26 protein-coding genes and 2 pseudogenes are annotated in these 25644 nt (G+C 71.6%); 22 read left to right on the top strand and 6 right to left on the bottom strand.

The genetic code is table 11. The features are described 5' to 3' along the window. Positions 1–186, top strand: a pseudogene (locus tag Cs7R123_RS20385) (hypothetical protein); the annotation flags it as partial. A gap of 87 nt (positions 187–273) precedes the next feature. Here the strand turns inward: Cs7R123_RS20385 and Cs7R123_RS20380 are convergent. The 5 genes from Cs7R123_RS20380 to dnaK all read right to left on the bottom strand — a co-directional run bounded on the left by Cs7R123_RS20380 (position 274) and on the right by dnaK (position 4875). Continuing rightward, positions 274–459 (bottom strand): antitoxin, encoded by a 186-nt coding sequence (locus Cs7R123_RS20380; protein ID WP_244871939.1) that lies wholly within the window; start codon positions 457–459, stop codon positions 274–276. A gap of 116 nt (positions 460–575) precedes the next feature. Beyond that, a complete protein-coding gene (locus Cs7R123_RS20375; protein ID WP_212828664.1) occupies positions 576–983 on the bottom strand; it encodes a heat shock protein transcriptional repressor HspR in 408 nt (135 codons plus the stop codon). A gap of 4 nt (positions 984–987) precedes the next feature. Continuing rightward, positions 988–2139 carry a molecular chaperone DnaJ gene (gene dnaJ / locus Cs7R123_RS20370; RefSeq protein ID WP_212828662.1) on the bottom strand — a complete coding sequence of 384 codons (1152 nt, stop codon included), beginning with the start codon at positions 2137–2139 and terminating at the stop codon, positions 988–990. Positions 2140–2218: 79 nt separating this feature from the next. Continuing rightward, positions 2219–3034: a nucleotide exchange factor GrpE gene (grpE, locus tag Cs7R123_RS20365; RefSeq protein ID WP_244871938.1), complete on the bottom strand. Its 816-nt coding sequence runs from the start codon at positions 3032–3034 to the stop codon at positions 2219–2221. After that, positions 3031–4875, bottom strand: coding sequence for a molecular chaperone DnaK (dnaK, locus tag Cs7R123_RS20360; RefSeq protein WP_212828660.1), 1845 nt, complete (start codon positions 4873–4875; stop codon positions 3031–3033). The genes grpE and dnaK overlap by 4 nt, the downstream gene beginning before the upstream one ends. 161 nt (positions 4876–5036) lie before the next feature. Between dnaK and Cs7R123_RS20355 the strand changes: the two genes are divergently transcribed. Both Cs7R123_RS20355 and Cs7R123_RS20350 read left to right on the top strand, forming a co-directional pair. Beyond that, the gene (locus tag Cs7R123_RS20355; RefSeq protein WP_212828658.1) at positions 5037–5726 is read left to right on the top strand and encodes a GTPase domain-containing protein; all 690 of its coding nucleotides are present in this window, start codon (positions 5037–5039) and stop codon (positions 5724–5726) included. Next, complete coding sequence (locus Cs7R123_RS20350; RefSeq protein WP_212828656.1) at positions 5723–7021, top strand: hypothetical protein; 1299 nt, start codon at positions 5723–5725, stop codon at positions 7019–7021. The genes Cs7R123_RS20355 and Cs7R123_RS20350 overlap by 4 nt, the downstream gene beginning before the upstream one ends. Positions 7022–7124: 103 nt before the next feature. Here Cs7R123_RS20350 and Cs7R123_RS20345 read toward each other — a convergent pair whose 3' ends face one another. Then, positions 7125–7982 carry a hypothetical protein gene (locus Cs7R123_RS20345; protein ID WP_212828654.1) on the bottom strand — a complete coding sequence of 286 codons (858 nt, stop codon included), beginning with the start codon at positions 7980–7982 and terminating at the stop codon, positions 7125–7127. Positions 7983–8298: 316 nt separating this feature from the next. Here Cs7R123_RS20345 and pdhA point away from each other — a divergent pair, with 316 nt between their 5' ends. The 19 genes and pseudogenes from pdhA (at position 8299) to Cs7R123_RS20250 (ending at position 25636) form a co-directional block, all read left to right on the top strand. After that, complete coding sequence (gene pdhA / locus Cs7R123_RS20340) at positions 8299–9441, top strand: pyruvate dehydrogenase (acetyl-transferring) E1 component subunit alpha (protein WP_212828652.1); 1143 nt, start codon at positions 8299–8301, stop codon at positions 9439–9441. After that, the gene (locus tag Cs7R123_RS20335; protein WP_212828651.1) at positions 9441–10424 is read left to right on the top strand and encodes an alpha-ketoacid dehydrogenase subunit beta; all 984 of its coding nucleotides are present in this window, start codon (positions 9441–9443) and stop codon (positions 10422–10424) included. The genes pdhA and Cs7R123_RS20335 overlap by 1 nt, the downstream gene beginning before the upstream one ends. Before the next feature lie 9 nt (positions 10425–10433). Further along, positions 10434–11819 (top strand): dihydrolipoamide acetyltransferase family protein, encoded by a 1386-nt coding sequence (locus tag Cs7R123_RS20330; protein ID WP_212828650.1) that lies wholly within the window; start codon positions 10434–10436, stop codon positions 11817–11819. Between the two features lie 22 nt (positions 11820–11841). Next, positions 11842–12339 (top strand): annotated as a pseudogene (locus tag Cs7R123_RS20325) (flavin reductase family protein); the annotation flags it as partial. Positions 12340–12452: 113 nt separating this feature from the next. Continuing rightward, positions 12453–13826 carry an LCP family protein gene (locus Cs7R123_RS20320; protein ID WP_212828646.1) on the top strand — a complete coding sequence of 458 codons (1374 nt, stop codon included), beginning with the start codon at positions 12453–12455 and terminating at the stop codon, positions 13824–13826. 120 nt (positions 13827–13946) lie between these two features. Beyond that, complete coding sequence (locus Cs7R123_RS20315) at positions 13947–15203, top strand: LCP family protein (protein WP_244871937.1); 1257 nt, start codon at positions 13947–13949, stop codon at positions 15201–15203. 41 nt (positions 15204–15244) lie between these two features. After that, entirely contained in the window at positions 15245–16456 is a 1212-nt protein-coding gene (locus Cs7R123_RS20310; RefSeq protein ID WP_244871936.1) for an LCP family protein, read from the top strand. 320 nt (positions 16457–16776) lie between these two features. Then, positions 16777–17736: an LCP family protein gene (locus Cs7R123_RS20305; RefSeq protein ID WP_244872035.1), complete on the top strand. Its 960-nt coding sequence runs from the start codon at positions 16777–16779 to the stop codon at positions 17734–17736. Positions 17737–17753: 17 nt separating this feature from the next. Beyond that, entirely contained in the window at positions 17754–18089 is a 336-nt protein-coding gene (locus tag Cs7R123_RS20300) for a rhodanese-like domain-containing protein (RefSeq protein WP_212828644.1), read from the top strand. 2 nt (positions 18090–18091) lie between these two features. Then, the gene (locus Cs7R123_RS20295; protein WP_212828642.1) at positions 18092–18862 is read left to right on the top strand and encodes a glycerophosphodiester phosphodiesterase family protein; all 771 of its coding nucleotides are present in this window, start codon (positions 18092–18094) and stop codon (positions 18860–18862) included. Positions 18863–18973: 111 nt separating this feature from the next. Beyond that, entirely contained in the window at positions 18974–20197 is a 1224-nt protein-coding gene (locus Cs7R123_RS20290; RefSeq protein WP_244871935.1) for a sensor histidine kinase KdpD, read from the top strand. Further along, a complete protein-coding gene (locus Cs7R123_RS20285) occupies positions 20194–20610 on the top strand; it encodes an ATP-binding protein (protein WP_212828639.1) in 417 nt (138 codons plus the stop codon). Before Cs7R123_RS20290 ends, Cs7R123_RS20285 begins: the two co-directional genes overlap by 4 nt. A gap of 4 nt (positions 20611–20614) precedes the next feature. Further along, positions 20615–21493, top strand: a complete 879-nt coding sequence (locus tag Cs7R123_RS20280; protein WP_212828638.1) for a DUF5926 family protein — start codon at positions 20615–20617, stop codon at positions 21491–21493. Positions 21494–21734: 241 nt separating this feature from the next. Beyond that, positions 21735–22478: an NERD domain-containing protein gene (locus tag Cs7R123_RS20275; protein ID WP_244871934.1), complete on the top strand. Its 744-nt coding sequence runs from the start codon at positions 21735–21737 to the stop codon at positions 22476–22478. Between the two features lie 11 nt (positions 22479–22489). After that, positions 22490–22924: a hypothetical protein gene (locus Cs7R123_RS20270; protein WP_212828637.1), complete on the top strand. Its 435-nt coding sequence runs from the start codon at positions 22490–22492 to the stop codon at positions 22922–22924. A gap of 38 nt (positions 22925–22962) precedes the next feature. Further along, complete coding sequence (locus Cs7R123_RS20265; RefSeq protein ID WP_244871933.1) at positions 22963–23475, top strand: hypothetical protein; 513 nt, start codon at positions 22963–22965, stop codon at positions 23473–23475. A 25-nt stretch (positions 23476–23500) separates the two neighbouring features. Then, positions 23501–24457, top strand: a complete 957-nt coding sequence (gene pheA / locus Cs7R123_RS20260) for a prephenate dehydratase (protein ID WP_212828636.1) — start codon at positions 23501–23503, stop codon at positions 24455–24457. A 2-nt stretch (positions 24458–24459) separates the two neighbouring features. Further along, a complete protein-coding gene (locus Cs7R123_RS20255; protein ID WP_212828635.1) occupies positions 24460–24813 on the top strand; it encodes a metallopeptidase family protein in 354 nt (117 codons plus the stop codon). Between the two features lie 85 nt (positions 24814–24898). Next, a complete protein-coding gene (locus Cs7R123_RS20250; protein WP_212828633.1) occupies positions 24899–25636 on the top strand; it encodes an AIM24 family protein in 738 nt (245 codons plus the stop codon). Positions 25637–25644: the final 8 nt, after the last annotated feature.

The raw sequence follows: 25644 nt of genomic DNA, 5'->3' as shown, positions 1-25644 counted from the left end.
ACCGGCTTCAAGGCCCACCCCCGGCGCAAGCTGCGCAAGCTGGTGGAAGAGGCCGAGGAGGAGGGCGACGAGCTGATGGCGATCTGGTCGCACAACACGCGGGTGCTGCTGGCCCGCCCGCACCTGTTCGACTACCACGACTGGTGCGAGGGCGGGCTGGTGCGGCACTCGCGCCGCCTCCAGTAGGCGCGCGAACGTGAAGAGCTCCCCTGGGCGGCCGCCCGGGGGAGCTCTTTCTCTGCGTCGCGAAGGACTCGCATGACGCCGCAACGGCTATGGCGTCATCTTGTCGATCGCGTCCTTGGCCGTGTCCTGGCCCTTGTCGACCTGGTCCTTGAACTTGCCGCCCGTAGCGTCGTCGACTTTGTCGCCAGCGGAGTCGACGGCGCCCTTGGCCTTGTCGCCAAGCTGATCGACCTTGTCATCGGTGATCCCGAGCGCGTCCTTGGCCTTGTCCATAATGCCCATGGCATTCCCCCTCCGGGATGTCCGATAAATCGGACTGATCCCAGTACGAGGATAGCGGCTGGCGGCGGTACGGGGCCCGGCCTTGCGAAGACTCAGCCTTCCGAGGCTCAGCCTTCCGAGGAGCGTGGGCGCCACACCACCAGCGCGGTCGAGGTACGTGCCGACGGCAGCAGCTCGGTGCGCGGGAACGCCGAGATGGTCTCCAGCTGCGCCAGGCGCTGCTGCGCGTACGCCAGCTGCTCCTGCGCCCGGATCAGCTCCTCGCGCAGCTCCAGCGCCATCCGCTCCAGGTCGATGATCCGCTTGACCCCGGCCAGGTTGACGCCGTCCTCCTGGCTCAGCCGCTGGATCTCGCGCAGCAGTTCCACGTCGCGCATGCTGTAGCGGCGGCCGCCGCCCGGCGAGCGGCCCGGCTCGACCAGTCCCATCCGGTCGTACTGCCGCAGGGTCTGCGGGTGCATCCCGGCCAGCTGGGCCGCCACCGAGATCAGGAAAACCTTGGCCTGCTCGTCCACGCCGTCACCTCCGCTCAAGGTGGTCGCGCCGCAGCGGCGGAGCCAGCTCCGCGAACCGGAGCAGGGCCTCCCGGGCCTCGTCCGACAGCTGCTGCGGGACCACGATTTCCACGGTAACCAGCAGGTCGCCGACTCCGCCATCGCGTTTGGGCACACCGCGCCCGCGAACGCGCAGCAGTCGCCCGCTCGGGGTGCCCGGCGGCACCTTCACCTTGACCATGCCGTCCAAAGTGGGCACCCGGACCTCGGCCCCGAGCACCGACTCCGCGTACGTCACCGGGATGGTGACGGTCAGGTCGTCGCCGCTGCGGCCGAACATGTTGTCGGGCCGCACGATCGCCCGGACGTACAGGTCTCCGGGCGGGCCGCCGCGCTCGCCCGGCTCGCCGCGCCCGGCCAGCCGGATGCGCTGGCCGTCGGCGACCCCGGCCGGGATGCGCACGGTCAGGGTGCGGGTCTTGGTGACCCCGCCGGTGCCGTGGCACTCGGGGCACTTCTGGTCCACCACCGTGCCGACACCCTGGCAGTCGCGGCAGGCCTCGGAGAAGCCGAACGCGCCCTGGTTGCGGTTGACCACGCCGGTGCCGTGGCAGTGCGGGCAGGTGCGCGGCCGGGTGCCCGGCTTGGCGCCGTCGCCGTGGCAGGTCTCGCAGACGCCGAGGGTGCGCAGCGTCAGCGGCTGGGTCGTGCCCTGCACCGCGTCGGCGAAGTCCAGGAAGATCTCGGCCTCGACGTCGCGCCCCCGCCCCGGGCCGCGCGGCGCGGTGCCCGCCCCGCCCGAGAAGATCGAGCCGAACAGGTCGGAGAAGCTGGCGCCGCCGAACCGCTGGTCGCGGCCGCCCTGACCGAACAGGTCGGACATGTCGAACTGGTGCGCGCCACCGGGGCCGCCCCGGGCGCCGCGGCGGAAGGCACCCGACTCGAACAGCGAGCGCATCTCGTCGTACTCACGGCGCCGGTTGTCGTCGGACAGCACGTCGTACGCCTCGGACACCGCCTTGAACCGCTCCTCCGCGGCGGCGTTGCCGGGGTTGTGGTCCGGATGCAGCTCGCGGGCGAGCCTGCGGTACGCCTTCTTGATCTCGGCAGCCGGTGCGTCCTTGGCCACCCCGAGCACGGCGTAGAAGTCCTTCTCCAGCCAGTCTTTCGAGCTCATCCGTTACCCCCTCCCCCTGTCGTGATCGGAGCTCCCGCGCCGTCCCGGGAAGGGCGGTGCGGGAGCTCCGGTCATCGTGTCATTCCGGTGCGGCTACGGCCACCATCGCCGGGCGGAGCAGCCGCTCCCCCAGCAGGTAGCCCCGGCGCATAACGTCGATGCAGGTCGGCTCGGTGACGTCGGCGGAGGTCAGGTGGGCCACCGCCTCGTGCCGGTTCGGGTCGAAGGGATCGCCCTTCTCGCCGAACGCGACCAGTCCGAACTTCGTCACCGCGGTGTTGAGCTGCTCGGCCACGGCGCCGAACGGCCCGGACAGGTCACCGTGGTCACGGGCCCGGTCCAGGTCGTCCAGGATCGGCAGCAGGGCCGCCAGCACCTGGCCGGTGGCGAGCTCGGCGGCGACCGTGCGGTCGCGCTCCACCCGCCTGCGGTAGTTGGCGTACTCGGCGGTCACCCGCTGCAGGTCCGCGGTGCGCTCTTCCAGCGCCGTACGGGCCTGCGCCAGCTCCGCGCCCAGCCCGGTCGGCTCGGCCGGGGCCTGGGTGGCCGGGGCGGGCTCGACGAGCTCGCCCTCGACCGCGTCGGCCTCCCCGGCCTCCGCCGCGACGTCCCCGGTCTCGGGCGCTGCCGCCGGCTCGGCCGTCTCCGGCTCGTCCGGCACGGTCTCCGCGACGGCCGGCTCGTCGCCGGTGGTCGCGGCCTCGGGCTGGTCGGTGGTGGGGGCGGCCTGCACGGCTTCCTGCGCAGGGTCGGCCGCCGCCGGGGCGGCCGGGGTCTCCGGCTGCTCGGACATGGTCGCTCCGCTCGGGGTGATCTTCCGCTTGTTCTTGATGACGATGCGCTCGCCGGCGGTCGACTGCTCGTCGGCCGCCGGCGAGTCCTGTGCTCCGGTCACTTCTTGCCCTCGTCGTCGATGATCTCCGCATCGACGACGTCGTCATCGCCGCCCCGCGGCGCGCCGGTCGCCCCCTCGGGGCCCGCGCCGGCCGCGTTGGTGGCACCGGCCTGGCCGTACAGGGCGGACCCGGCCGCCTGCGAGACCTGGGCCAGCTTCTCGTGGGCCTGCTTGATGCGCTCGATGTCGCTGCCGGCCAGCGCGCTGCGCAGGTCGCTCAGCGCCTCGTTGATGCTCTCGCGGGAGTCGGCGGGCAGCTTGTCGCCGCTCTCGGCGAGGAACTTCTCCGTCTGCCACTGCAGGGCCTCGGCCACGTTGCGGGTCTCGGCCTCCTCGCGGCGGCGGCGGTCCTCCTCCGCGTGGTCCTCGGCGTCGCGGCGCATCCGCTCGATGTCCTCCTTCGGCAGCGACGAGCCGCCGGTGATGGTCATCGACTGCTCCTTGCCGGTGCCGAGGTCCTTCGCGCTGACGTGCACGATGCCGTTGGCGTCGATGTCGAAGGTGACCTCGATCTTCGGCACGCCGCGCGGCGCCGGGGCGATGCCGGTCAGCTCGAACGTGCCGAGCTTCTTGTTGTACGCCGCCATCTCGCGCTCGCCCTGGAACACCTGGATGAGCACCGAGGGCTGGTTGTCGTCGGCGGTGGTGTACACCTCGGACCGCTTGGTCGGGATCGTGGTGTTGCGCTCGACCAGGCGGTGCATGATGCCGCCCTTGGTCTCGATGCCGAGGCTCAGCGGGGTCACGTCCAGCAGGAGGACGTCCTTGACCTCGCCCTTGAGCACGCCGGCCTGGAGCGCGGCACCGACGGCCACGACCTCGTCCGGGTTGACGCCCTTGTTCGGCTCCTTGCCGGTGAGCTGCTTGACCAGGTCGGTCACGGCGGGCATACGGGTCGAGCCGCCGACCAGGATGACGTGGTCGATGTCGGCGAGCTTGACGCCCGCGTCGCGGATGGCCGACTCGAACGGGCCCTTGCAGCGGTCCAGCAGGTCCTGGGTCATGCGCTGGAACTCGGCCCGGGTCAGGGTCACGTCCAGGTGCAGCGGGCCCTCGGCGCCGGCGGTGATGTACGGCAGGTTGATGCCGGTGGTGTTCGCGGCCGACAGCTCGATCTTGGCCTTCTCCGAGGCCTCCCGCAGCCGCTGCATGGCCATCTTGTCGGCGGACAGGTCCACGCCGTGCTGGCCGCGGAACGTCTTCACCAGGTGCTCGATGATGCGCTCGTCCCAGTCGTCGCCACCGAGGTGGTTGTCACCGGAGGTCGACTTGACCTCGACGACGCCGTCGGCCAGCTCCAGCAGGGACACGTCGAAGGTGCCGCCGCCCAGGTCGAAGACCAGGACGGTCTGCTCCTTGCTGCCCTTGTCCAGGCCGTACGCCAGGGCGGCGGCGGTGGGCTCGTTGACGATGCGCAGCACGTTGAAGCCCGCGATCTCGCCGGCCTCCTTCGTCGCGGTGCGCTGGGCGTCGTTGAAGTACGCCGGCACGGTGATCACGACGTCGGTGACGGTCTCACCGAGGTAGGCCTCGGCGTCGCGCTTGAGCTTCTGCAGCACCCGGGCGGAGATCTCCTGCGGGGTGTACTTCTTGCCGTCGATGTCGACGGACCAGTTGGTGCCGACCTCGCGCTTCACCGAGCGGATGGTCCGGTCCGGGTTGGTGACGGCCTGGCGCTTGGCCACCTCGCCGACGAGCACCTCGCCGTTCTTGGCGAACGCCACGATCGAGGGCGTCGTGCGGGAGCCCTCGGCGTTCGCGATGACGGTGGGTTCGCCACCCTCGAGCACGGCCATACAGGAGTTGGTCGTACCCAGGTCGATGCCGACCGCACGTGCCATGTTCGTGTTCCTCCAAGATCAGAACTGTCCGGCATCAAGTTGAGTCCGGATGGCTCAATACTGACACGCGACGGCACAGTGTCAAGCGCGTGGTTGAGTCAGTCACACTCAACTTCGACGCTGTCCTGGTGAGGTGTCCCTTTTCCGCTTAGGCTTCCCCTGTGTATGACCACACTGCGCCCGCCGGACCGGGGCACGGCGGCCCCCTCCCGGGCGCGACGCCGACCGGCCCGCTGCTCGCGATCGTCGGCGGCCCCACCGGGGCGGGCAAGTCGACGTTGGTGAACAGCCTCGTCCGCGCGCCCGTCAGCGCCACCGGCATCCTCCGCCCGACCACCCGCCGCCCGGTGCTGGTGTGCCACACCCGCAGCTGGGCCAACGCCCCCCGGCACGACCTGCACCCCATCGCGTCGCCGGCGCTGCCGCCGAACCTCGCGCTGGTCGACGCCCCCGACCTCAACTCGATCGACCAGGGCAGCCGCACGCTCACCGAGAGCCTGTTCGACCAGGCCGACCTCTGGATCTTCATGACCACCGCGGCCCGGTACGCTGACGCCGAGGCGTGGCGGCATCTGCGCGCGGCGCAGCGGCGGCGGGTCGATCTCGCCGTCGTGCTCAACCGGGTGCCGCACCACTCGGCCGACGAGATCCTGCCGCACCTCACCCAGCTCCTCGGTGAGCCCGTGCCGCTGTTCGTCGTCGCCGAATCCGTGCTGGACAGGCAGGGGATGCTGTCCGATCGAGTCGTCACCCCGATCTGGGAGTTCCTCCACAAGACAGCGAATGCGAAACTTGCCGAGTCAAGGGTCGGCGCCGAGTCGGCTGAAGAGAGCGTGAGGAGGGACCTGTGACCGGCCCCACCCCCGGCAGTGAGTCCGTCGGCACCAGGCTCGACCGGGTCCAGCAGTTCGTGGACCTGACCGCCGAGCACCTGCCCGACGAACCGGTGCTGGCGTACGCGCGAGCCGTGGCGGAACGTTCGGCCGACCGGTTGCGCCTGCCCACGTCGTTCACGACGATCGCGCTGGCGGGCACCACGGGCAGCGGCAAGTCCAGCATGTTCAACGCGTTCACGACCATCGACCGGTCGCCCGCGGGCATCCTGCGCCCCACCACCTCCGAGCCGTACGCCTGTGTCTGGGGCAGCCTCGGCCAGGCCGACGAGCTGCTGGACTGGCTCGGCGTCTCGTCGCGGCGCCGGTTCACCCGCGAGTCGGCGCTGGACGCCAACGACGAGGTCGGCCTGCGCGGCATGATCCTGCTCGACCTGCCCGACGTCGACTCCATGGAGCCGCGCCACCGGGTCGAGGTGGACCGCCTGCTGCACCTGGTCGACGTGGTGGTCTGGATCTGCGACCCGCAGAAGTACGGCGACCAGCTCGTGCACGAGGGCTACCTGCGCCAGCTCGCCAGCCAGCGCTCCGGCCTGGTCGTGGCGCTCAACCAGACCGACCGGCTCCAGCCGGCCCAGCTGCCCAAGGTCGGTGCCGACCTGCGCCAGCTGCTCGACGACGGCGGCCTGGCCGACGTGCCGCTGGTGGCCACCTCGGCCACGGGCACGGTGCCGGTGCTGCCGGTCACCAAGCACAGGCCGGTCAAGCCCAAGCCCAGCCCGTTCACCACCGAGCAGGCGGCATCGGGGCACCAGGGCGTGGCCCACCTGCGCGCCGTGCTGGAGCCGATGATCGAGCGCGGCACGGTCGTCCACGAGACCATCGACCGCGACCTCAACGTGATCCTGTCCGACCTGGCCAAGCTGCTCGGCGGCCCGGCGAGCCCGCCCTCGGTGGCGCCGCTGGTGCGCGGGCTGGTCTCCGCGGGCACCGACCCCGCCCGTATCGAGCAGGCGATCCAGGCCTACTCGGCGAGCGCGTCGGTGGGCCTGGGCGGCCCGTGGCCGGAGGCGGTGCGCCGGGCCTCGGTGTCGCGGCTGGCCGAGCTGCCCGCCGCGCTCGGGCAGGCGCTGGCCTCGGCCGACGCGCAGACCCCGCGCCGCATGTGGCTGCCCGGTGGGCGCAAGCGCGCCGACGCCCGCAACGAGACGCTGCGCCGTGCCGAGATCGACAAGGTAGCCCTGCGGTATGTCGTGGAGCCGGTGCGCCGGGTGCTCGCCTCGTACGAGCGCGCCCGCACCACCCTCTCCTGACCCGCAGGACCAACCCTCAAGACCACCCGAATTGCCGGGCAGTCGGGCGTATCGAGACCACTCGTACGCCCGATTGCCCGGCAATTTTGCTGATCTTGGACTGTCAGCGGCCGCCCGTGCCCGCGTGCCGCGACGGGGCGCGATGCACGTTGGGGCGGTGCACGTTGGGGCGGTGCACGTTGGGGCGGTGGACGTTGGGGCGGTGGACGTTCGGGCGGTGGACCTGCGCGTGCCGGGGGCGGGAGAGCCGGACCGGTTCGGCGTGACCGCGTGACGGCAGCCAGCCGGAGTGGTGGCCCGCGGGGCGGGCATGGCCGGGCCGGTGGTGGCCGGGCTGGTGGTGGCCGGGGCGGTGCCGCGGGCGGTGGGCGCCGGGGCGGGGCGGGCAGTTCCGGGGCCCGGCGTGGTCGCCACCGGGACCCGTCGGCCCGGTGGGGCGGGTGGGTCCGGTGGGGCGGGTGGGCTGGGCGGGCTTGGCCGGGTGCCAGACCGGGCGCGGCGCGGGCGGCTTGGCCGTGCGGCGGCGTTCCAGCACCGGGTCGGCACCCTTGACCTGCCGTGGCGCGCCCTCGGCCACGATCTGCGGCTCGGCGGGACGCCCGGTCACCGGGTCGGACTGCGGCGCGGGCCGCGTCGGCCGCTGCCGCGGGTATTCCGGCAGGAACGGCCGCGGCTCGCCGGGCACCGTGAACGCCCGGACCGGCCCGGTCAGGCGGGAGCCGAAGTCCGGGTCGAGGCCGTCGACCCCGGCGCGCAGGACGACCCAGGTCGGCAGCGCGGTCAGCCCGACCATCGCGGCGACGAGGAGGGCGAAGCGGCGGGGCGAGATCGGGGCCCGGCGGCGCCGGGCGGCGGCGGGCCCGGCGGCGGGGCCCGGCGGTGCGGGTGGTGTCGGTGTGGTCTCGGCCGCCACCTGCGGTGGAGGACCGAAGACCCGGTCCAGGAAGCTGTCATCGGACATCGTTGTGCTCCTCGGGGCACGGGGGGAATTCGCCTAGAATGCCCGACTGACCGCCATGATCCGGTTATTTGAGGTGTTCTTCCCCCCTGCTTTTTTCCGTGCGAGGTTGCCAATATCACCTGCCCGGCCTGTGACTGCCGCCACGGATACGGCAGTATGGGGGCCAGGCGGCAGCGTGGCCGTGGTCTCCATGCACCCCGGTCCGTGATATCTGCCGCAGCCTGGCGTCGTCGCCTCCACGAGGGGCGTGACGCGGCGCCGACCGATGCGCGGCAGCACACCCCGCCGCCGACGCACCACTGACAGGGAGACACGGATGACCAGAGTCGAGCGCGCGGCCCCGCGCCGCGGCGGCAAGCGCTCGGGCCCCCCCGAGCCGGAGTTCGTACAGCTCCTCACCCCCGAGGGCGAGCGAGTCGAGCACCCCGACTACTCCGTCGACTTCACCGATGACGAGCTGCGCGGCCTGTACCGCGACCTGGTCACGGTCCGCAAGCTCGACGCCGAGGCCACCGCGCTGCAGCGCCAGGGTGAGCTCGGCATCTGGGCCAGCCTGCTGGGCCAGGAGGCGGCGCAGGTCGGTTCCGGCCGGGCGCTGCGCCCGCAGGACATGGCCTTCCCGACCTACCGGGAGCACGGCGTCCTCTACTGCCGCAACATCGACCCGATCATGCCGCTGGGCCTGTTCCGCGGCGTGGACCAGGGCGGCTGGGACCCGGTGGCCAACCGGTTCAACACGTACACGATCGTGATCGGCGCGCAGACGCTGCACGCGACCGGCTACGCCATGGGCATCGCCAAGGACGGCAAGGTCGGCGACGACGACGAGACCAGCGAGGCCGTGATCGCCTACTTCGGCGACGGCGCGACCAGCCAGGGCGACGTCAACGAGGCGTTCATCTTCGGCAGCGTCTACCACGCCCCGATCGTGTTCTTCTGCCAGAACAACCAGTACGCGATCTCCGAGCCGCTGGAGCGCCAGACCCGCATCCCGCTGTACCAGCGCGCGGCCGGCTTCGGCTTCCCCGGCATCCGGGTCGACGGCAACGACGTGCTCGCGACGTACGCGGTGACCCGCGCGGCGCTGGACAACGCGCGCCACGGCCAGGGCCCGACGCTGATCGAGGCGTACACCTACCGCATGGGCGCCCACACCACGTCCGACGACCCGACCCGCTACCGCGTGGCCAGCGAGGTCGAGGCGTGGCAGGCCAAGGACCCGATCATCCGCATGCGCCTGCTGCTGGAGAAGCAGGGCCTGGCCGACGAGGCGTTCTTCGCCCAGGTCGACGAGCGGGCCAAGGTCGAGGCGGTGGCGCTGCGCGAGCGCGTGCTGTCCATGCCCGACCCGGATCCGGAGACCATGTTCGACCACGTCTACCCCAACGGCTCGCCGCTGGTGGACGCGCAGAAGAAGCAGTTCCAGGCCTACCACGCCTCGTTCGAGGGGAGCCACTGATGGAGACACTCACCCTCGGCAAGGCCCTCAACCTGGGCCTGCGCCGCGCCATGGAGGACGACAGCAAGGTCCTCATCATGGGCGAGGACGTCGGCAAGCTCGGCGGCGTCTTCCGCATCACCGACGGCCTGCAGAAGGACTTCGGCGACGAGCGGGTCATCGACACGCCGCTGGCCGAGGCCGGCATCGTGGGCACCGCGATCGGCCTGGCGCTGCGCGGATACCGCCCCATCGTGGAGATCCAGTTCGACGGCTTCGTCTACCCGGCGTACGACCAGATCGTCTGCCAGGTCGCCAAGCTGCACTACCGGTCCCAGGGCAAGGTCAAGCTGCCCATGGTCATCCGGATCCCGTTCGGCGGCGGCATCGGCGCGGTCGAGCACCACTCCGAGTCGCCGGAGGCGTACTTCGCGCACACCGCCGGCCTCAAGGTCGTGGCGTGCAGCAATCCCGCCGACGCGTACTGGATGATCCAGCAGGCCGTCGCCAGCGACGACCCGATCGTGTTCTTCGAGCCCAAGCGGCGCTACTGGGAGAAGGGCGAGGTGGACACCTCGGCGACGCTGTCGTCGGCGTTCCCGCTGCACGCCTCCCGCGTGGTCCGGCCGGGCACCGACGCCACCGTGCTCGCGTACGGCCCGATGGTCCGCACCGCCCTGGACGCCGCCACCGCGGCGGCCGAGGACGGCCGCAACCTGGAGGTCATCGACCTGCGCTCGCTGTCCCCGCTGGACATGGCCCCGGTGTTCGAGTCGGTCCGCCGGACCGGCCGGGCCGTGGTCGTGCACGAGGCGGTGGGCAACCTGGGCATGGGCGCGGAGCTGGCAGCGCGGATCTCCGAGGAGTGCTTCTACTCCCTGGAGGCCCCGGTGCTGCGCGTCACGGGCTACGACATCCCCTACCCGGCCTCCCGGGTGGAGGAGGAGTTCCTCCCGGACCTGGACCGCGTGCTCGACGCCGTCGACCGCTCGTTCGGCTGGTGAGGGCTGCTCATGGCTATCAACCAGTTCCCCCTGCCCGACCTCGGTGAGGGTCTCACCGAGGGCGAGATCCTCAAGTGGCTCGTCGCCGAGGGCGACGTCATCGAGCTGAACCAGCCCATCGTCGAGGTCGAGACCGCCAAGGCCGCGGTCGAGATCCCGGCGAAGTGGGCCGGCACCGTCGTGAAGATCTTCCACCCCGAGGGTGCCGTGGTGGAGGTCGGTGCGCCGATCATCTCCATCGACACCGGCGGCCCGTCGGCCCCGGCCGACGACATGAGCCAGGGTGCGGCCGCCAAGGCCGAGGCGGTCGCCACCGGCGGCCTGATCGGCGAGACGACCGCCAGCGGGCGTACCGCGGTGCTGGTCGGGTACGGCCCGCGCAGCGGTCCGGCCACCCGCCGGGCCCGCAAGTCCGACGCCCCGGCGCCCGCACCGGTCGCCGCGGCCCCGGTCGCGCCCGCTCCGGCCCCGGTCGCCCCGGCGCCCGCTCCGGTGGCTCCGGCCCCGGTCAACGGGACGCACCGCGGCGGTGCCGTGCTGGCCAAGCCGCCGGTGCGGATGCTGGCCCGCCAGCTCGGCGTGGACCTGACCGCGATCGCCGGCACCGGGCCGCAGGGCTCGATCACCCGCGACGACGTGCAGTCCGCCCAGGCCGCTCCGGCGGTCGCGGCGGTGCCGTCGGTGCCGGGCGCACGCGAGACCCGCATCCCGATCAAGGGGGTACGGAAGCTGACCGCGGCCAACATGGTCGCCTCGGCCTTCACCGCCCCCCACGTGACCGAGTTCCTCACGGTCGACATGACCCGCTCGATGAAGGCCCTGGACCGGCTCCGGGCCGACCGCGAGTGGCGCGACGTGCGCGTCTCGCCGCTGCTGCTGGTCGCCAAGGCCGTGCTGCTGGCGGCCAAGCGCCACCCGATGGTCAACTCGACCTGGGACGAGGCGGCGCAGGAGATCGTGGTCAAGGACTACGTGAACCTGGGCATCGCGGCGGCGACCGAGCGCGGCCTGATCGTGCCGAACATCGCCGACGCGGGGCGCCTGCCGCTGCGCGGGCTCGCCGACGCGATGAACGAGCTGGTCGCGGTGGCCAAGTCGGGCAAGACGCCGCCGTCGGCGATGACCGGCGGCACGTTCACCATCACGAACGTGGGCGTCTTCGGGGTCGACACCGGCACGCCGATCCTGCCCCCGGGCGAGACGGCGATCCTGGCCTTCGGCGTCGTACGCGAGCAGCCGTGGGCGCACAAGGGCAAGGTCAAGCTGCGCCAGATCACGACGCTGGGCCTGTCCTTCGACCACCGCATCGTCGACGGCGAGCTGGGTTCGAGGTTCCTGCGGGACATCGGCGCCTTCCTCACCGATCCCGAGGCGGCCATGCTGGCCTGGACCTGAGCGGTCACCGGCGAGCCACGTGATCCACGACAGTGATCCGTTCGCGACCCCGGAGCCGGCGCGCAGTCCTGTGCGCCGGCTCCGGGGTCGCTTCGCGATGACCGTGAGCCTGTGGACGGCTCCCGGGCCGGCCGGGCTGACCGTATCGTCGACCCTGGTCGCCGACGGAGAGCCGGGGCGCCTGCTCGGGCTGGTCGACGACGAGTCGGAGCTGTGGTCGGCGATCGAGGCCGCGGGCGTGTTCGCGGTGACGCCGCTCGGGCCGCCGCACCGGCAGCTCGCCGACCGCTTCGCCGGGCTGATGCCCGCCCCGGGCGGCCTGTTCCGGCAGGAGGCGTGGCAGGAGACGGCGTACGGGCCGGTGCCGGAGGGCTCGGCGACCTGGGTCGGCTGCCGGCTCGACGGGGCGCGGCCGTTCGGGTGGGGGCTGCTGGTGGAGGCGACGCTGGTCGAGATCACGCTCGGCCCGGCCGACCCGCCGCTGCTGCACCACCGTGGCAGGTACGCGACACTGTCGTGAAATCGGCTCACGATCAACATCTGGGCGTGCGCCCCGCCGCACCATGCTGAGCTGGGCACGCCGCAGTTGCACGGTTCCTGGCGTTGTCGCAGCCGCCTCGTAGGCTGGTTCTCATGTCTACGGATACCCCTGACCAACCCGAGGCCGGCACGCCCAAGGACGACGCGGACCAGCCCCCGCAGCGCCCCAGCGGCCGCGCGTCGGTGGGCCGGGCCTCCGTGGGCGGCTCCACCCCGCCGGAGGGCACCCCGCGCGTGAGCGGGAGCTCCGGCCGCAGCGGCACCTCGCGCCCGTGGAACGAGGGCACCCCGCGCGGCATGGCCTCGGTCCCGGCACGCGGCTCGGCGTCCTCGCGGCCCGGCGGCTCCGGCTCATCGCGGCCGGGCGCGGCGGCGTCCTCGCGCGGGCGGTCCGGTTCGGCCCGGGTGCCGGTCTCGGGCAGCGGGAACACGTACGGCGCCGCCAAGAAGAAGATCAAGCCGCGCTGGGGCCGGATCGCGCTGGTGGCCGCGGTCGCGCTGGCGCTCTGCGCCGGGCTGGGTCTGGGCGGGGCCTGGCTGTACGCCAAGAGCGTCGAGGGCGACCTGTCCCGCACCGACCCGTTCTCGGCGCTGACCGGCGGCCGCCCGGCCAAGAAGGCCGACGGGGCGATGAACATCCTGCTGGTGGGCAGCGACTCGCGCGACCCGGACGCGCCCACCGACAAGGGCGGCGAGTGGCGCACCGACACGATCATCCTGATGCACGTGCCGGCCAGCCAGGACCAGGCCTACCTCATCTCCATGCCGCGCGACCTGCACGTCTTCATCCCGCACCAGGCCACCGACCCCGACTGCGGCACCCGTAAGGCGAAGATCAACGCCGCGTACGCCTGGGGCGGCATGCCGCTGCTGGTCAAGACGGTCGAGTGCTTCACCTCGGTGCGCATGGACCACGTCATGCTGATCGACTTCGGCGGCTTCAAGGATGTGGTCGACGCCCTGGGCGGCGTCGACATGAACATCGAGCGGACCATCACCTCGATCCACAAGCCGAAGCGCACCTTCACCAAGGGCACGATGCACCTCAACGGAGAGGAAGCGCTCGACTACGCACGACAGCGAAAGCAGTTCCCGGACGGCGACTTCGCCCGCATGCGCCACCAGCAGCAGCTGCTGAAGGCGTTGCTGGACAAGGCGGCCAGCGGCGGCACCCTGACCAACCCCAGCAAGCTGCACAGCTTCCTGGAGGCGATGACCAGCGCGGTGACCGTGGACAACGACTTCCACCTGGTCGACATGGCGCTGCAGTTCCGCGGCATCCGCAGCGACAACCTGACCTTCATGACGAGCCCGCACCTGGGCAGCCAGATGGTCAACGGCGAGAGCGTGGTCGTCTCCGACCGCCCGAAGGCGATCGAGCTCTACCAGGCGGTCGCCAACGACAAGGTGAAGGAATGGGTCACAGCTCACACGAGCCCGTCACCTGCCGGGCCCGGCAAGAGCTGAGGCAACAAGTTTCTCCGCAAATAGGGCATATCGATTCAAATCGCTCTATGCTCTCTCGCCGCTTCACAGGAGGACCTATTACAGTGGCCCGGTCTACGGCAAAGGGACCGGGGGATACACGTGGCGAAGCAGGCTCGTCGGGGCGGTGCGAAGAACGCTGTTCCCAAGCAGCGCAGCCGGGGACAGGCTCATGACCCCTATGACGAGTACGACGAGCCCGCCCCGCGCGGCGCCAGTCACTCGCTGAAGAAGCCCGGCAGCAAGAAGAAGGGCTCCGGGCGGAAGAAGAAGCGCGAGCGCAGCCCGGTGTGGGCGAAGCTGACGGTGACCTTGGGCGCGCTGCTGATGATGGTCGCCGGCGCCGCGATCGTCGGCATCAAGTCGGTCGTCGGCGATCTGGAGAACAGCATCCAGGTCGTCAGCGTGCTCGACGAGGCCGGCAAGGACACCGGCCCGCAGGGCGCCGACCTCTCCGGCGCGATCGACATCCTGCTGCTGGGCATCGACGTGCGCGCCACTCAGGAGCGCAACAACGCCCGCGCGGACACGATCCTGCTGCTGCACGTGCCGGCCAGCCACGACCAGGCATACCTGATGTCGATCCCGCGCGACTCGATGGTCGACATCCCCGCGAACCCGAAGACCCGCTACAGCGGCGGCAACGACCGCATCAACGCGGCCTTCTACTTCGGCGCCCAGAACGGCGGCGGCTGGGAGGGCGGCATGGCCCTCACCGCGGCCACCGTCACCAAGCTGACCGGCATCAAGTTCGACGGGGCCGCGGTCATCGACTTCGGCGGCTTCTCGAAGGTCATCAACGCGCTGGGCACCATCAACATCTGCGTGGAGAGCGACTCGGAGTCGCTGCACTACTACCACGTCAACGGCAAGATCACGTACGTCAACGAGCAGAAGGCGCACTCCCAGGGCCTCAAGCCGTACGTGCACAAGAAGGGCTGCCGCGAGATGGAGGGCTGGGAGGCCCTGGACTACTCGCGCATCCGCAAGTCGCTCGACGACGGCGACTACGGCCGCCAGCGGCACCAGCAGCAGCTCATCAAGGCCATGGCCAAGAAGGCCAGCAGCAGCGGCGTGCTCACCGACATCAACAAGATCTCGACGCTGACCAAGGCGATCGGGTCCTCGATGATCCTGGACACCAAGGGCCGCCCGCTGATCGACTTCCTGTTCTCCCTCAAGGATCTGGCCAGCGCCGACCTGGTGCTGCTCAAGACCAACGCGGGCTGGTTCAACAGCACCGGCTCGGGTGGCGAGGCGCTGAGCCAGGGCACCATGCAGATGTTCACCGCCGCCAAGAACGACACGCTCGGCCAGTTCGTCCTGTACAACCCGGAGTTCGTCAACAACGAGAAGTAGCGCATCCCCGATGACCGGCACCGCACGGACCTGGAGGTCACGTGGCGAAGAAGGCACCGAAGGGCAGCAGCAAGACGACGGGCGGCGTGCCGAGACAGCGCACGCGGCCGGCGGGGGCGGGCGGTAAGTCCGCCTCCCGCAAACGGGGCAGGCGCGGGCGCGCGCCACTGTGGTCCAAACTCGCCGTCACCTTCGGCGCCCTGCTGATGCTGGCGGCGGGCGGGGCCATCGTCGGCATCCACTCGTTCGTGGGCAACGTGCAGGACAACCTGCAGACCGCGAACGTCATCGAGAACGCCGACGCGCCCAAGGGCGAGGCGCTCAAGGGCGCGATCGACATGCTGCTGCTGGGCATCGACACCCGGCCGGGGCAGCGTGCCGACGACGCGCGCGCCGACACCATCATGCTGCTGCACATCCCGGCCACGCACGACCAGGCGTACCTGATGTCGATCCCGCGCGACGCGCTGGTGGACATCCCGGCCGCGGGCAACGGGTACGGCGGCCACCGCGACAAGGCCAACGCGGCCTTCTTCTTCGGGGCGCAGAAGGGCGGCGGCTGGGCCGGCGGCCTGAAGCTGACCTACCAGACCGTGCGCAACCTGACCGGCATCCAGTTCGACGGCGCGGCGGTCATCGACTTCGCCGGGTTCAAGCAGGTCATCGACGCGCTGGGCACCGTGTACCTGTGCGTGGAGGCCGACACCAAGTCCTCGCACTTCTTCATGATCGACGGCAAGCCGCAGTACGTGCCCGGCTCCGGCAACGACAACCTGAAGGTCGAGCGCGACCGCGGCCTGCTGGGCAAGGAGTTCGTGCACAAGAAGGGCTGCCGCAACATGGCCGGCTGGGAGGCGCTGGACTTCTCCCGCATCCGCAAGCACGCGGCCGACGGCACCGGCGACTACGCGCGTCAGCGCCACCAGCAGCAGCTCATCAAGGCGATGGCCAAGAAGGCGGCCTCGGCCGAGATGCTGACCGACTTCGGCAAGGTCAACAACCTGATCAAGGCGGTGGGCAAGTCGATGCTGCTGGACACCGGGGCCAGCGAGCCGGTCGACTTCCTGTTCACCATGAAGGACCTGGCCGGCGCGGACCTCGTGCTGCTCAAGACCAACGGCGGCAACTACAACACCGCCGAGGGCGGCGAGGGGCTGAACCAGCTCACGATGCAGATGTTCACCGCCGCCAAAACCGACACTCTCGGACAGTTCGTTCTGATGAACCCAGAGCTGGTCAATAACGAGAAATAGTTTCCGATTGCCGGGAAATCGGCATGGGCGCTTCCTACCCTGGGCAGTGAGGGTTTCTCGCTTCCGAGGAGGGCGTCGTGTCCATGCCCACATGGCGCCAGGACCAGTCTGGCGCCGGTGCGAGCGGGAAACGGGCCAGCGGCATAGGCTGGCCCGTCACGCCGGTACACCGGCCCGGCCCCATGGCCACCGGTCTGGGCTGGCCCGAGTCCGTCCCGGCCAACCCGGCCCTCGCCGCGGCCGCGCCCCGCACGGCGGCGGGCACCCCGGCGCGGCGCGGCAACTGGCGGCAGCTCACGGCGGCCTTCATGGTGGCACTCGTGCTCCTGGTCGGCGGGGGCGTGGTCGCGGGCCGGGCCCTGCTGCACCGGTACGAGGCGGCCGTCGGCCGCGACGTGCTGCTCGACGAGCGGGCCCGCGACGGCGACTCCTTCGTCGGCTGGCGCAACATGGCCGGGCCGCTGAACTACCTGCTGATCGGCTCCGACCTGCGCTCGGCCAATCCCGACGCGGGCCAGCGCACGGACACGATCCTCATCGTCCAGGTCAACGCCGCGCTGACCGAGGCGCACCTGGTCTCCATCCCGCGCGATCTGCGGGTGCGCATCCCGTCCTTCCGCGGCACCGGCTACCCGGGAGCCGAGGACAAGATCAACGCCGCCTTCGAGTACGGCGGCACCGGCAGCGGCGGCGTGCAGCTGCTCTCGGCCACACTCACCGACCTGACCGGAATCCGCTTCGACGGCGCCGCCGTGATCGACTTCGGCGGGTTCGTGAAGGTGATCGACACGCTCGGCGGCGTCACCATGTGCGTGGACACCCCGATCACCTCGATCCACACCGGCCGGGACTTCCCCGTCGGCTGCCGCGCGATGACCGGCGCCGAGGCCCTCGACTACTCGCGCCAGCGGTACGGCCTGCCCAACGGCGACTACGACCGCCAGCGGCACCAGCAGCAGCTGGTCAAGGCCGTGCTGGACAAGGCACTGGCCAGCGGGGTCGCCCGCAACCCGATCAAGCTGGACCTGCTGATCCGCGGCATCGGCCGGTCGCTGACCGTCGACACCGGCAGCGCCAGCATCACCGACCTGGTCCTGGCCCTGCGCAACATCCACCCCGACGGCCTGGTCGGCATCCGGATGCCCTCCCACATCGCCAGCATCGGCGGCGTCTCGTACGTGCTGGCCGACCCCGAGTCGGACAGCCTCTTCCAGGCGCTGCGCGACGGGACGCTCGCGGACTGGGCCCGGGAGCATCCGCAATGGGTGAATTCGATCTGACCTCTACACTGGCAGGCGTGTTCGCTGCGCAGATCCCCACCGTGACCGTTGCCGACGTGCCCCTCGACGTCTACCTGCTCGACGTCCGCGAGGACGACGAATGGAGCGCGGGGCACGCCCCCGGGGCCGTACACCTGCCGATGATGGAGATCCCGGCCCGGATGGCCGAGGTGCCGCAGGACCGCGAGGTCGTGGTGGTGTGCCGGGTGGGCGGCCGGTCCGGCCAGGTTGTGGCATACCTGCGCCAGCAGGGCTGGGACAACGTCACCAACCTCGACGGCGGCATGATGGGCTGGGCCGCGGCGGGCCGCCCGCTCGTGTCCGACCACGGCGGCCAGCCGCAGATCGTCTGACCATGGTCCTGTCCGCCGATCCGGCGCCGCTGGTCTTCGCACACCGCGGCGCCTCTTTCGCGCTGCCCGAGCACACGCTCGCCGCGTACGAGCAGGCGCTGCGCGACGGGGCCGACGGCGTCGAGTGCGACGTGCGGCTCACCCGCGACGGGCACCTGGTCTGCCTGCACGACCGGCGGCTGGACCGGGTCAGCGACGGGCACGGGCCGATGGCCGGGCTGACCCTGGCCCAGCTCCAGAAGTTCGACTTCGGCTCCTGGCACCCGGGCGGCTCGCCCGCCGGGGTGCTGACCCTGGACGACCTGCTCGACACGCTGCGCGCCGCGGGCCGCCCGGTCCGCCTGCTCGTCGAGACCAAACACCCCAACCGGTACGGCAAGGCCGTGGAGTACCGGCTGCGCGCGCAGCTCACCCGGCACGGCCTGACCGCCGGCGCGCAGCCGCGGCTGCGCGTGACGGTGATGTCGTTCTCGCCGCTGGCGGTGCGCCGCTCCCGGGAGCTGCTGCCGTCGCTGCCCACGGTGCAGCTGATGGACCTGCTCCCGCCGGGCCTGCGCATCCGGCGGCTGCCGTTCGGCACCCGGATCGCCGGCCCCGGCCTGGAGCTGGTGCGCCGCCGGCCGGACCTGGTGCGCCGGCTCAAGGCGGGCGGCCAGGAGGTGTACGTCTGGACGGTGAACGAGCCCGACGACGTCGACCTGCTGCTCAAGCTCGGCGTCGACGGCCTGATCACCGACCGGCCCGCGGAGGTGCTGTCCCACCTCGGCCGATGAGCCGTCGTCGATGGGTCTGTCGGTCGATGGGCCCCTCGGTCGGTGAGCCCTCAACTATCGGCACGACCGGACCCTGGCGCGGGTCGTCCCCGACAGGCAGGATTCCTGTTTGTGGAGGTGGCGTACCGCGAGCTGACGTTGGGCATCGCCGCGCTCTTCAACGACCCCGACACCCGGTCCGGCGGGCTGCCCGCCGTCGACCGCCTGGTCCACCTCGGCCAGTACACGCTGGGTGTGCCCGGGATGGCCCTGGCCGAGCTGCACGGCGACGGCGGCCGGATCATCGCCGCCGCCGGCACCGCCGCCTGGGCCATCGGCCGTCCGGTGCGCCCGCACGTGGTGACCATCGCCTGCCGCCCCGGGCCGCCGACCTACCGGCTGGAGCTGGGCGAGGTCGATCCCGACACCGCGGACCAGCTCGCCGCGCAGGGCACCCCCTGGATCCTGGTGCACCGCGTCGACGCGGCCGCCGGCCCGGTCGCCCTGCTGGCCGCCTTCTTCACCACCGAGCGCCCGGCCGACCCGGACCAGCTGGCCGCGATGTCGCTGCTCGGCGCGACGGTGGCCCGGCTCTACCGCGACGGCGCCGGGCTGCCGGTGCAGGCCGCGCCGGAGGCCCCCGAGCTGGCCGACCGCGAGCTGTTCATCGCGGTCACCAGCCACGAGCTGCGGACCCCGGTCACGGTCATCAAGGGGTACGCCGACACGCTGCGCGACCACTGGGGCCAGCTCGACGAGGAGGCCCGCCACGACGCCGCCCGGGTCATCGGGCAGCGCAGCGACGAGCTGGCCCGCCTGGTCGACCGGCTGCTCGCCGCGAGCACGGGCACCGCCGTCGGCATGCTGCGGCTGGCGCCGTTCGACCTGCTCACGGCGCTGCGCCAGGCCGCCGCCGGGCTGCCCGCGGACCTGCGCCGGCGGCTGTGGCTGGAACTGCCGAGCGGCCTGCCGCTGGCCCACGGCGACCGGGCCACCATCCCGACCGTGCTCACCGAGCTGGTCACCAACGCCGAGAAGTACTCACCCGGGCCGGAACCGGTCGTGATCACCGCGGCCGAGGACGCGCGCACGGTGCTCTTCCGCGTGCTCGATCGCGGCATCGGGATCTCACCGGACCAGTCCCATCGGGTGTTCGATCGCTTCTGGCAGGCGGACAGTGGCGACGGACGGCGATACGGTGGTGCCGGACTGGGTCTGTATCTCGTCCGAAAGACTATTGAGCGACAAAACGGTTGGGTGTCCTTACGTCCCCGGGATGGGGGAGGTACGGTCGCAGAGGTACGGCTTCCGCGAGGTGACGGGAAGAGGGATGCGACCGCATCCAGGGAGGCATGATCGTGTCGATGGCTGTCGCTGAGCGAGCCTGGTGCGTGGTGGTGCCCCACCATGCTCGCGGTGCTCAGCAGGCCCGGCACCGACTGGCCGCCGCGCTGGCCGACGCCGTGCCCGCCGCCCTGCTCGACGACGTGGTCTCGGTCGCGGCCGAGCTGGTCGGCAACGCGGTCCGGCACGCCGACCCGCTGCCCGGCGGCGTGGTCCGCCTGGCCTGGCGCCTGCGCTCGGAGAACGGCAGTGCCGTGATCGAGGTGCGGGTGACCGACGGCGGGGCGACCCAGGTGCCGCGCCCCCGCGTGGCCGGGGTCGAGGACCCGGACGGCCGCGGTCTGACCATCGTCGATGCGCTCGCCATCCGGTGGGGTGTCGAGCGGGACGGTCTCGGGCAGAGCGTCTGGGCGGAACTAAGCTGACCGCGTGAGTAAGAAGAGTCGGCTGGAGAGCCGCAAGGAGCCCAAGCAGCCCAAGGTCCGCGACATCTTCGTCGCCCGCCCGTTCGAGGGGCTGGCCGACGAGGCCGAGTGGGTGGCGCTGCGCGAGCTGGTCCCGGCCGCCACCGCGCCGCTGACCCTGGCCCCGGAGTACGCCGAGAAATACGGCGACCGCCAGATCATGCTCGCCACGATCCTGCCCATGGCCTGGCCCGCGCTGACCAAGACCGACGGCCGGGTGCTGCTCGGCCTACAGCGCCACGAGCGCTCCGGCGACGTCAACCGCGACCTGGCGGTGGCGCTGCTGTCGGCGCTGGAGGCCGAGCCGGGCGCCCCGGTGGCGGTGCCGCCGCTGCCCGGCGAGGGCCCGCGCCTGGGCGACATCCTGGTCGGTGCGCCGCTGGAGATCACGGTGCACGACGGCTTCGACTTCTGGCTCGACGCCGACCAGGAGCGCGACGCCGAGGTCAACGCCTCGCTGGAGGCGGCCAACTCCTCGGTGTACCCGACGGTCGCGCTCGCGGCCGCGCGGGCGGCGTACTGGTGCCGGGTGCCGGAGAAGGCGCACGTCCGCTGGGTGCTGCCCGACGGCGAGGACGTCGCGATGAACGCGCTGGCGCGGCTGAGCGCCGCGGGCGAGCTGAAGCTCACCGAGCAGACCAAGTTCGCCGGCATGTTCCGCGCCCACGGCCTGCTGGTGCCGGTGTGGGACCTGCCGCACGGCGACGAGGCGGGCACCTGGGAGGAGCCGCTGGCCGCGGTCGCCGCCCGGTACGAGGCCGCGAAGGCCGTCGACGAGCCGCTGACCGCCGACCAGCGCCGCGCCAAGCAGGGCCTGCTGGGCCGCCAGCTCAACCTCCGCTGAGGACGGTCACCCCGGCGCTCTTCTCATGTCGGCATCGACGAAGATGAAGAGCGCCGGGGTGTTGTGCGAGGATGTCCCGCGTACCACGGGAGTGATGCGCGCGAATGAAGCTGAACCAGACATTCATCCATTCATTCGCGCACAGTCGCGCCCGGACCCCTTAACGCATCGACGTTTCGACACGTACGGTAAGGGACACCTAACTCAATGCGTGGCGTCCCGCCCCTCACGGAGGCACACCATGACCGTCTACCCCGATCGTGCGCCGCTCGGGCGGCCGAGTTTCGGCCGTCCCAGTCTGCCTCTGCCGGTGTCGCCGACCACGGACAGCGCCTCCGCGCCCCACGCCAACCCCCTCGCCTGGGCCCGCCGGCTGCGCACCGACCGCACGCTGCGGCGCATGTCCGCCACCGAGGACCGGGCGGTGCACCGCCTCGGCCGTGACTGGCACGTCATCGAGTGGCCGCAGCTGCCCGAGCTGGCCCGCTCCGCCTCCGGCGAGCCCGGCAAGCCCAAGCAGCCGCCCGCGATGGGCTTCATCGCCATCGGCCCCGGCGGCATCTTCAGCGTCTCGCTGGCCCAGCACGGGCGCAGCCGGGTGCTAATCGCCGGGGACGTCGTCCAGATCGGCGGACGGCGGCCGCCGTACATCTCGCAGGCCCGGCGCGACGCCAAGCGCGTGGCCAAGGCGATGTCGGCCGCCATCGGCCAGGACGTCAAGGTCTTCGCGGTCCTCGCCTTCCTCGGCGCCGGTCCGATCAGCGTGAACGGGCTGCCCAAGGAGTGCATCATCACCTCGTTCCGGGAGCTGGACCGGGTGCTGGAGTCGACCGGGCAGCGGATCAGTCCCATGACCGCCGAGAAACTGTCCCAAGTGGCCCGCAACCCGGCGATCTGGGCCAACCAGCCGTCCCCCGGCGCCAGCGGGTACACCTGGCACCCGGACGGCGGCGCACCCGGTGACAAGGGCACCCCGCGCGGGTAACGTGAGCAGCGATGACCCACATCGAGCTCTCGCTCTCCCACCTGGAGCCGGTCGCCGCCCATCCGCTCATCACGTGGTCGGCACCGATCCCGTCGGCTGAGGAGTCGTGTCTGGTCATCGACGCCGCCGGTCTCATCGTCGCCGCGTCCGCACCCTGGGCGCGGCTGGTGGAGGCCGCCAGGCCCAGCGAGCTCAAGGGTCTGCACGTGCTCGACAGTTCCGTGCTCTGCCTCATCGACTTCACCGCCGCCGGCAAGGAGCTGGGTGAGGCCGAGCGCGAGCAGATCCCCCCGCTGCTCGCGCTCACCTCGAAACGCCTGGCCCGCGGCCTGATGCGGGTGCGCACCGACGACGGCGCGGGCAGCCGCACCATCGACGCCGTGGCATCGCCGCTGTGGCACGGCGGCACCGTCGTCGGGTCGCTGAGCTTCTTCGCCGACGTGTGAGCAGCCGATCGCGCTGATCCGCGCTAGTCTCGGTCCCCATGCCCCTGCGTCTGACGCGATCCATCGCCGCGCTCGCAGCCGCCGGGATGACCGGGACGGCTCTGCTCGGCGGCTGCGGAGTGCCGCCCGAGTTGCAGCCCAAACCCGGCGCACCGGTGCCGCAACCGTCCACTCCGGCCACCACCGCGGGCCTGCCGCCCGGGTTCAGCATGCCGCCGACCGTGCCGCCCAGCACCGGTCCCTCGGCGACCTTCTCCGAGATCACGGCCACCCTGTGCCAGGGCCGGCCCAGTGCCGACCAGGTGATCTCCGCTCTGCGCCGCACCACGAGCATCCTGCCCGGCAACGGGTCGGTCACCGTGGTCACGCCGCCCATGTGCGCCGGCACCTGGCAGTACACGGTGCTGTCGGTGACCGGCCGGGAGCCGTTGCAGGTGGTGACCAAGGGCGCGCCGGACAAGCTGAGCGTCGTCACCGCGGGCACCGACATCTGCACCATCGAGGTCCGCAACTTCGCCCCGGCGGGCATCCGGCTCACCGCAGGTTGCTGACCCGGCCGCGGCGTACTCTGATCACATGCCTGGAGTCCCGCCCACCCGGTTCGTCTACCTGGGCCCGGAGAGCACCTTCGCCGAGCAGGCGCTGCTGACGGTGCCCGCCGCCCTCAACGGCGTCCGCACGCCGTCGCGCAGTGTGCCCGAGGCGCTGGAGGCGGTGCGCGCCGGCGACGCCGACGCGGCCCTGGTGCCGTGGGAGAACTCGATCGGCGGGGCCGTCGGCGTGACCTTCGACGAGCTGGTCGACGGCGACCCGCTGGTCATCACCCGCGAGGTGGTGATCCCGGTGGAGTTCGTGCTGGCGGCCCGGCACCACATGACGCTGGACCGGGTGCGCACCGTCGCGGCGCACCCGCAGGCGTCCACCCAGTGCCGCACCTGGCTGCGCACGTACGCGGCCGACGCGGTGGTCTCCGATGTGCTCTCCAACGGCGCGGCGGCCGCCGCGGCCGCCGCGGGCGAGTTCGACGCGGCCGTGTGCGCCCCGATCGCGTTGCACCGCTTCGGGCTCCAGCAGCTCGCCGACAAGATCGCCGACCACCCGGACGCGGCCACCCGGTTCGTGCTGCTGTCGCGCCCCGGCTCGCCGCCGGAGCCCACCGGCAACGACGTCACCTCACTCGCGGTGTGGATCTCGCACGACCGGGTCGGCGCCCTGCTCGCGGTGCTCACCGAGCTGGCCGTGCGCGGGGTCAACCTGACCCGCATCGAGTCCCGCCCCACCGGCGAGCGCCTCGGCCGGTACGTCTTCTTCCTCGACTGCGCCGGGCACGTCGCCGAGGCCCGGGTCGGCGAGGCGCTGCAGGGCCTGCGGCGCATCTGCGCCGGGGTGCGCTTCCTCGGGTCGTACCCTCGCGCGGGCCTGACCGGCGGCCTGCCCGAGCGGCCGGTGCCCCCGCCGGCGGGGCTGTCCGATCCGGACTACGCCGATTCGGCGGCATGGGTGGCCAGGCTGCGGCGCGGCGAGCTGTCCTGAGCATGCCGGTCGAGATGAGCCGCGAGCGGTTCGAGGAGCTGGTCTCCGACGCGCTCGACGAGGTGCCGCAGGAACTGCTCGACCTGATGCGCAACGTGGTCATCCTGGTCGAGGACGAGTCGCCCCCCGGCGAACCGGAACTGCTCGGCCTGTACGAGGGGTTCGCCCTCACCAACCGCGGCTGGGACTACGGCGGCGTGCTGCCCGACCGGATCACCATCTACCGCAACCCGATCCTGCGCATCTGCGACACCGACGAAGACGTGGTCGAAGAGGTCGCCGTCACCGTCGTACACGAGATCGCCCATCACTTCGGCATCGACGACCACCGGCTGCACGATCTCGGTTGGGGTTGAGTCGGCAAGGCGACGCCCAAACTTGTGCAGCTCACCTACGCTCGTAGCGTTTTCAGTGCCCCGTCCCCCTCAGAAGGATGACGACATGCAGAGTGCCCTCTTCGCCGCCGAGAACCTGGAGAAGGAGTCCGCCACTCCGGGTCTGCGGCTGCAGAACTCCAAGATGCTGAAGATCGAGCTCAACGGCGAGGTCATGGCGCGGACCGGTGCGATGGTCGCCTACCAGGGCCAGGTGCAGTTCCAGGCGCTGGGCTCGGGCGGTGCGGCCAAGTGGCTGAAGAGCAAGCTCACCGGTGAGGGTGTGCCGCTGATGAAGCTCTCCGGCCGTGGCGACGTGTTCCTCGCCGACCGGGCCGCCGACGTGCACCTGGTCGACCTGGCCCCCGGTGACTCGCTCAGCGTGAACGGCTCCAACGTGCTGGCGTTCGAGTCGACCCTCAACTATGACATCAAGATGGTCCAGGGCATGGGCATGTTCTCCGCCGCGGGCATGTTCAACTGCGTCTTCAGCGGGCAGGGCCGCCTGGCCATCACCACCAAGGGCACCCCGGTCGTGCTGACCGTGGACCAGCCCACCTACGCCGACCCGCAGGCCGCGATCTGCTGGTCGGCCAACCTGCAGACCGGCTACCACCGCGCCGACCAGCTCGGCATCGGCACGCTGCTGGGCCGCACCACCGGTGAGGCGTTCACGATGAGCTTCGCCGGCCAGGGCTTCGTCGTCGTGCAGCCGTCGGAGGAGTTCCCCGGCGGCGCGGTCGCCGGCGGCTCCGGCGGCAACCAGCAGCAGGGTGGCCTGCTCGGCGGCCTGCTGGGCGGCTGACCCGTCCG

The organism is Catellatospora sp. TT07R-123, from assembly GCF_018327705.1.
Lineage (GTDB): Bacteria > Actinomycetota > Actinomycetes > Mycobacteriales > Micromonosporaceae > Catellatospora.
This window is presented reverse-complemented; position numbering and strand designations above follow the sequence as displayed.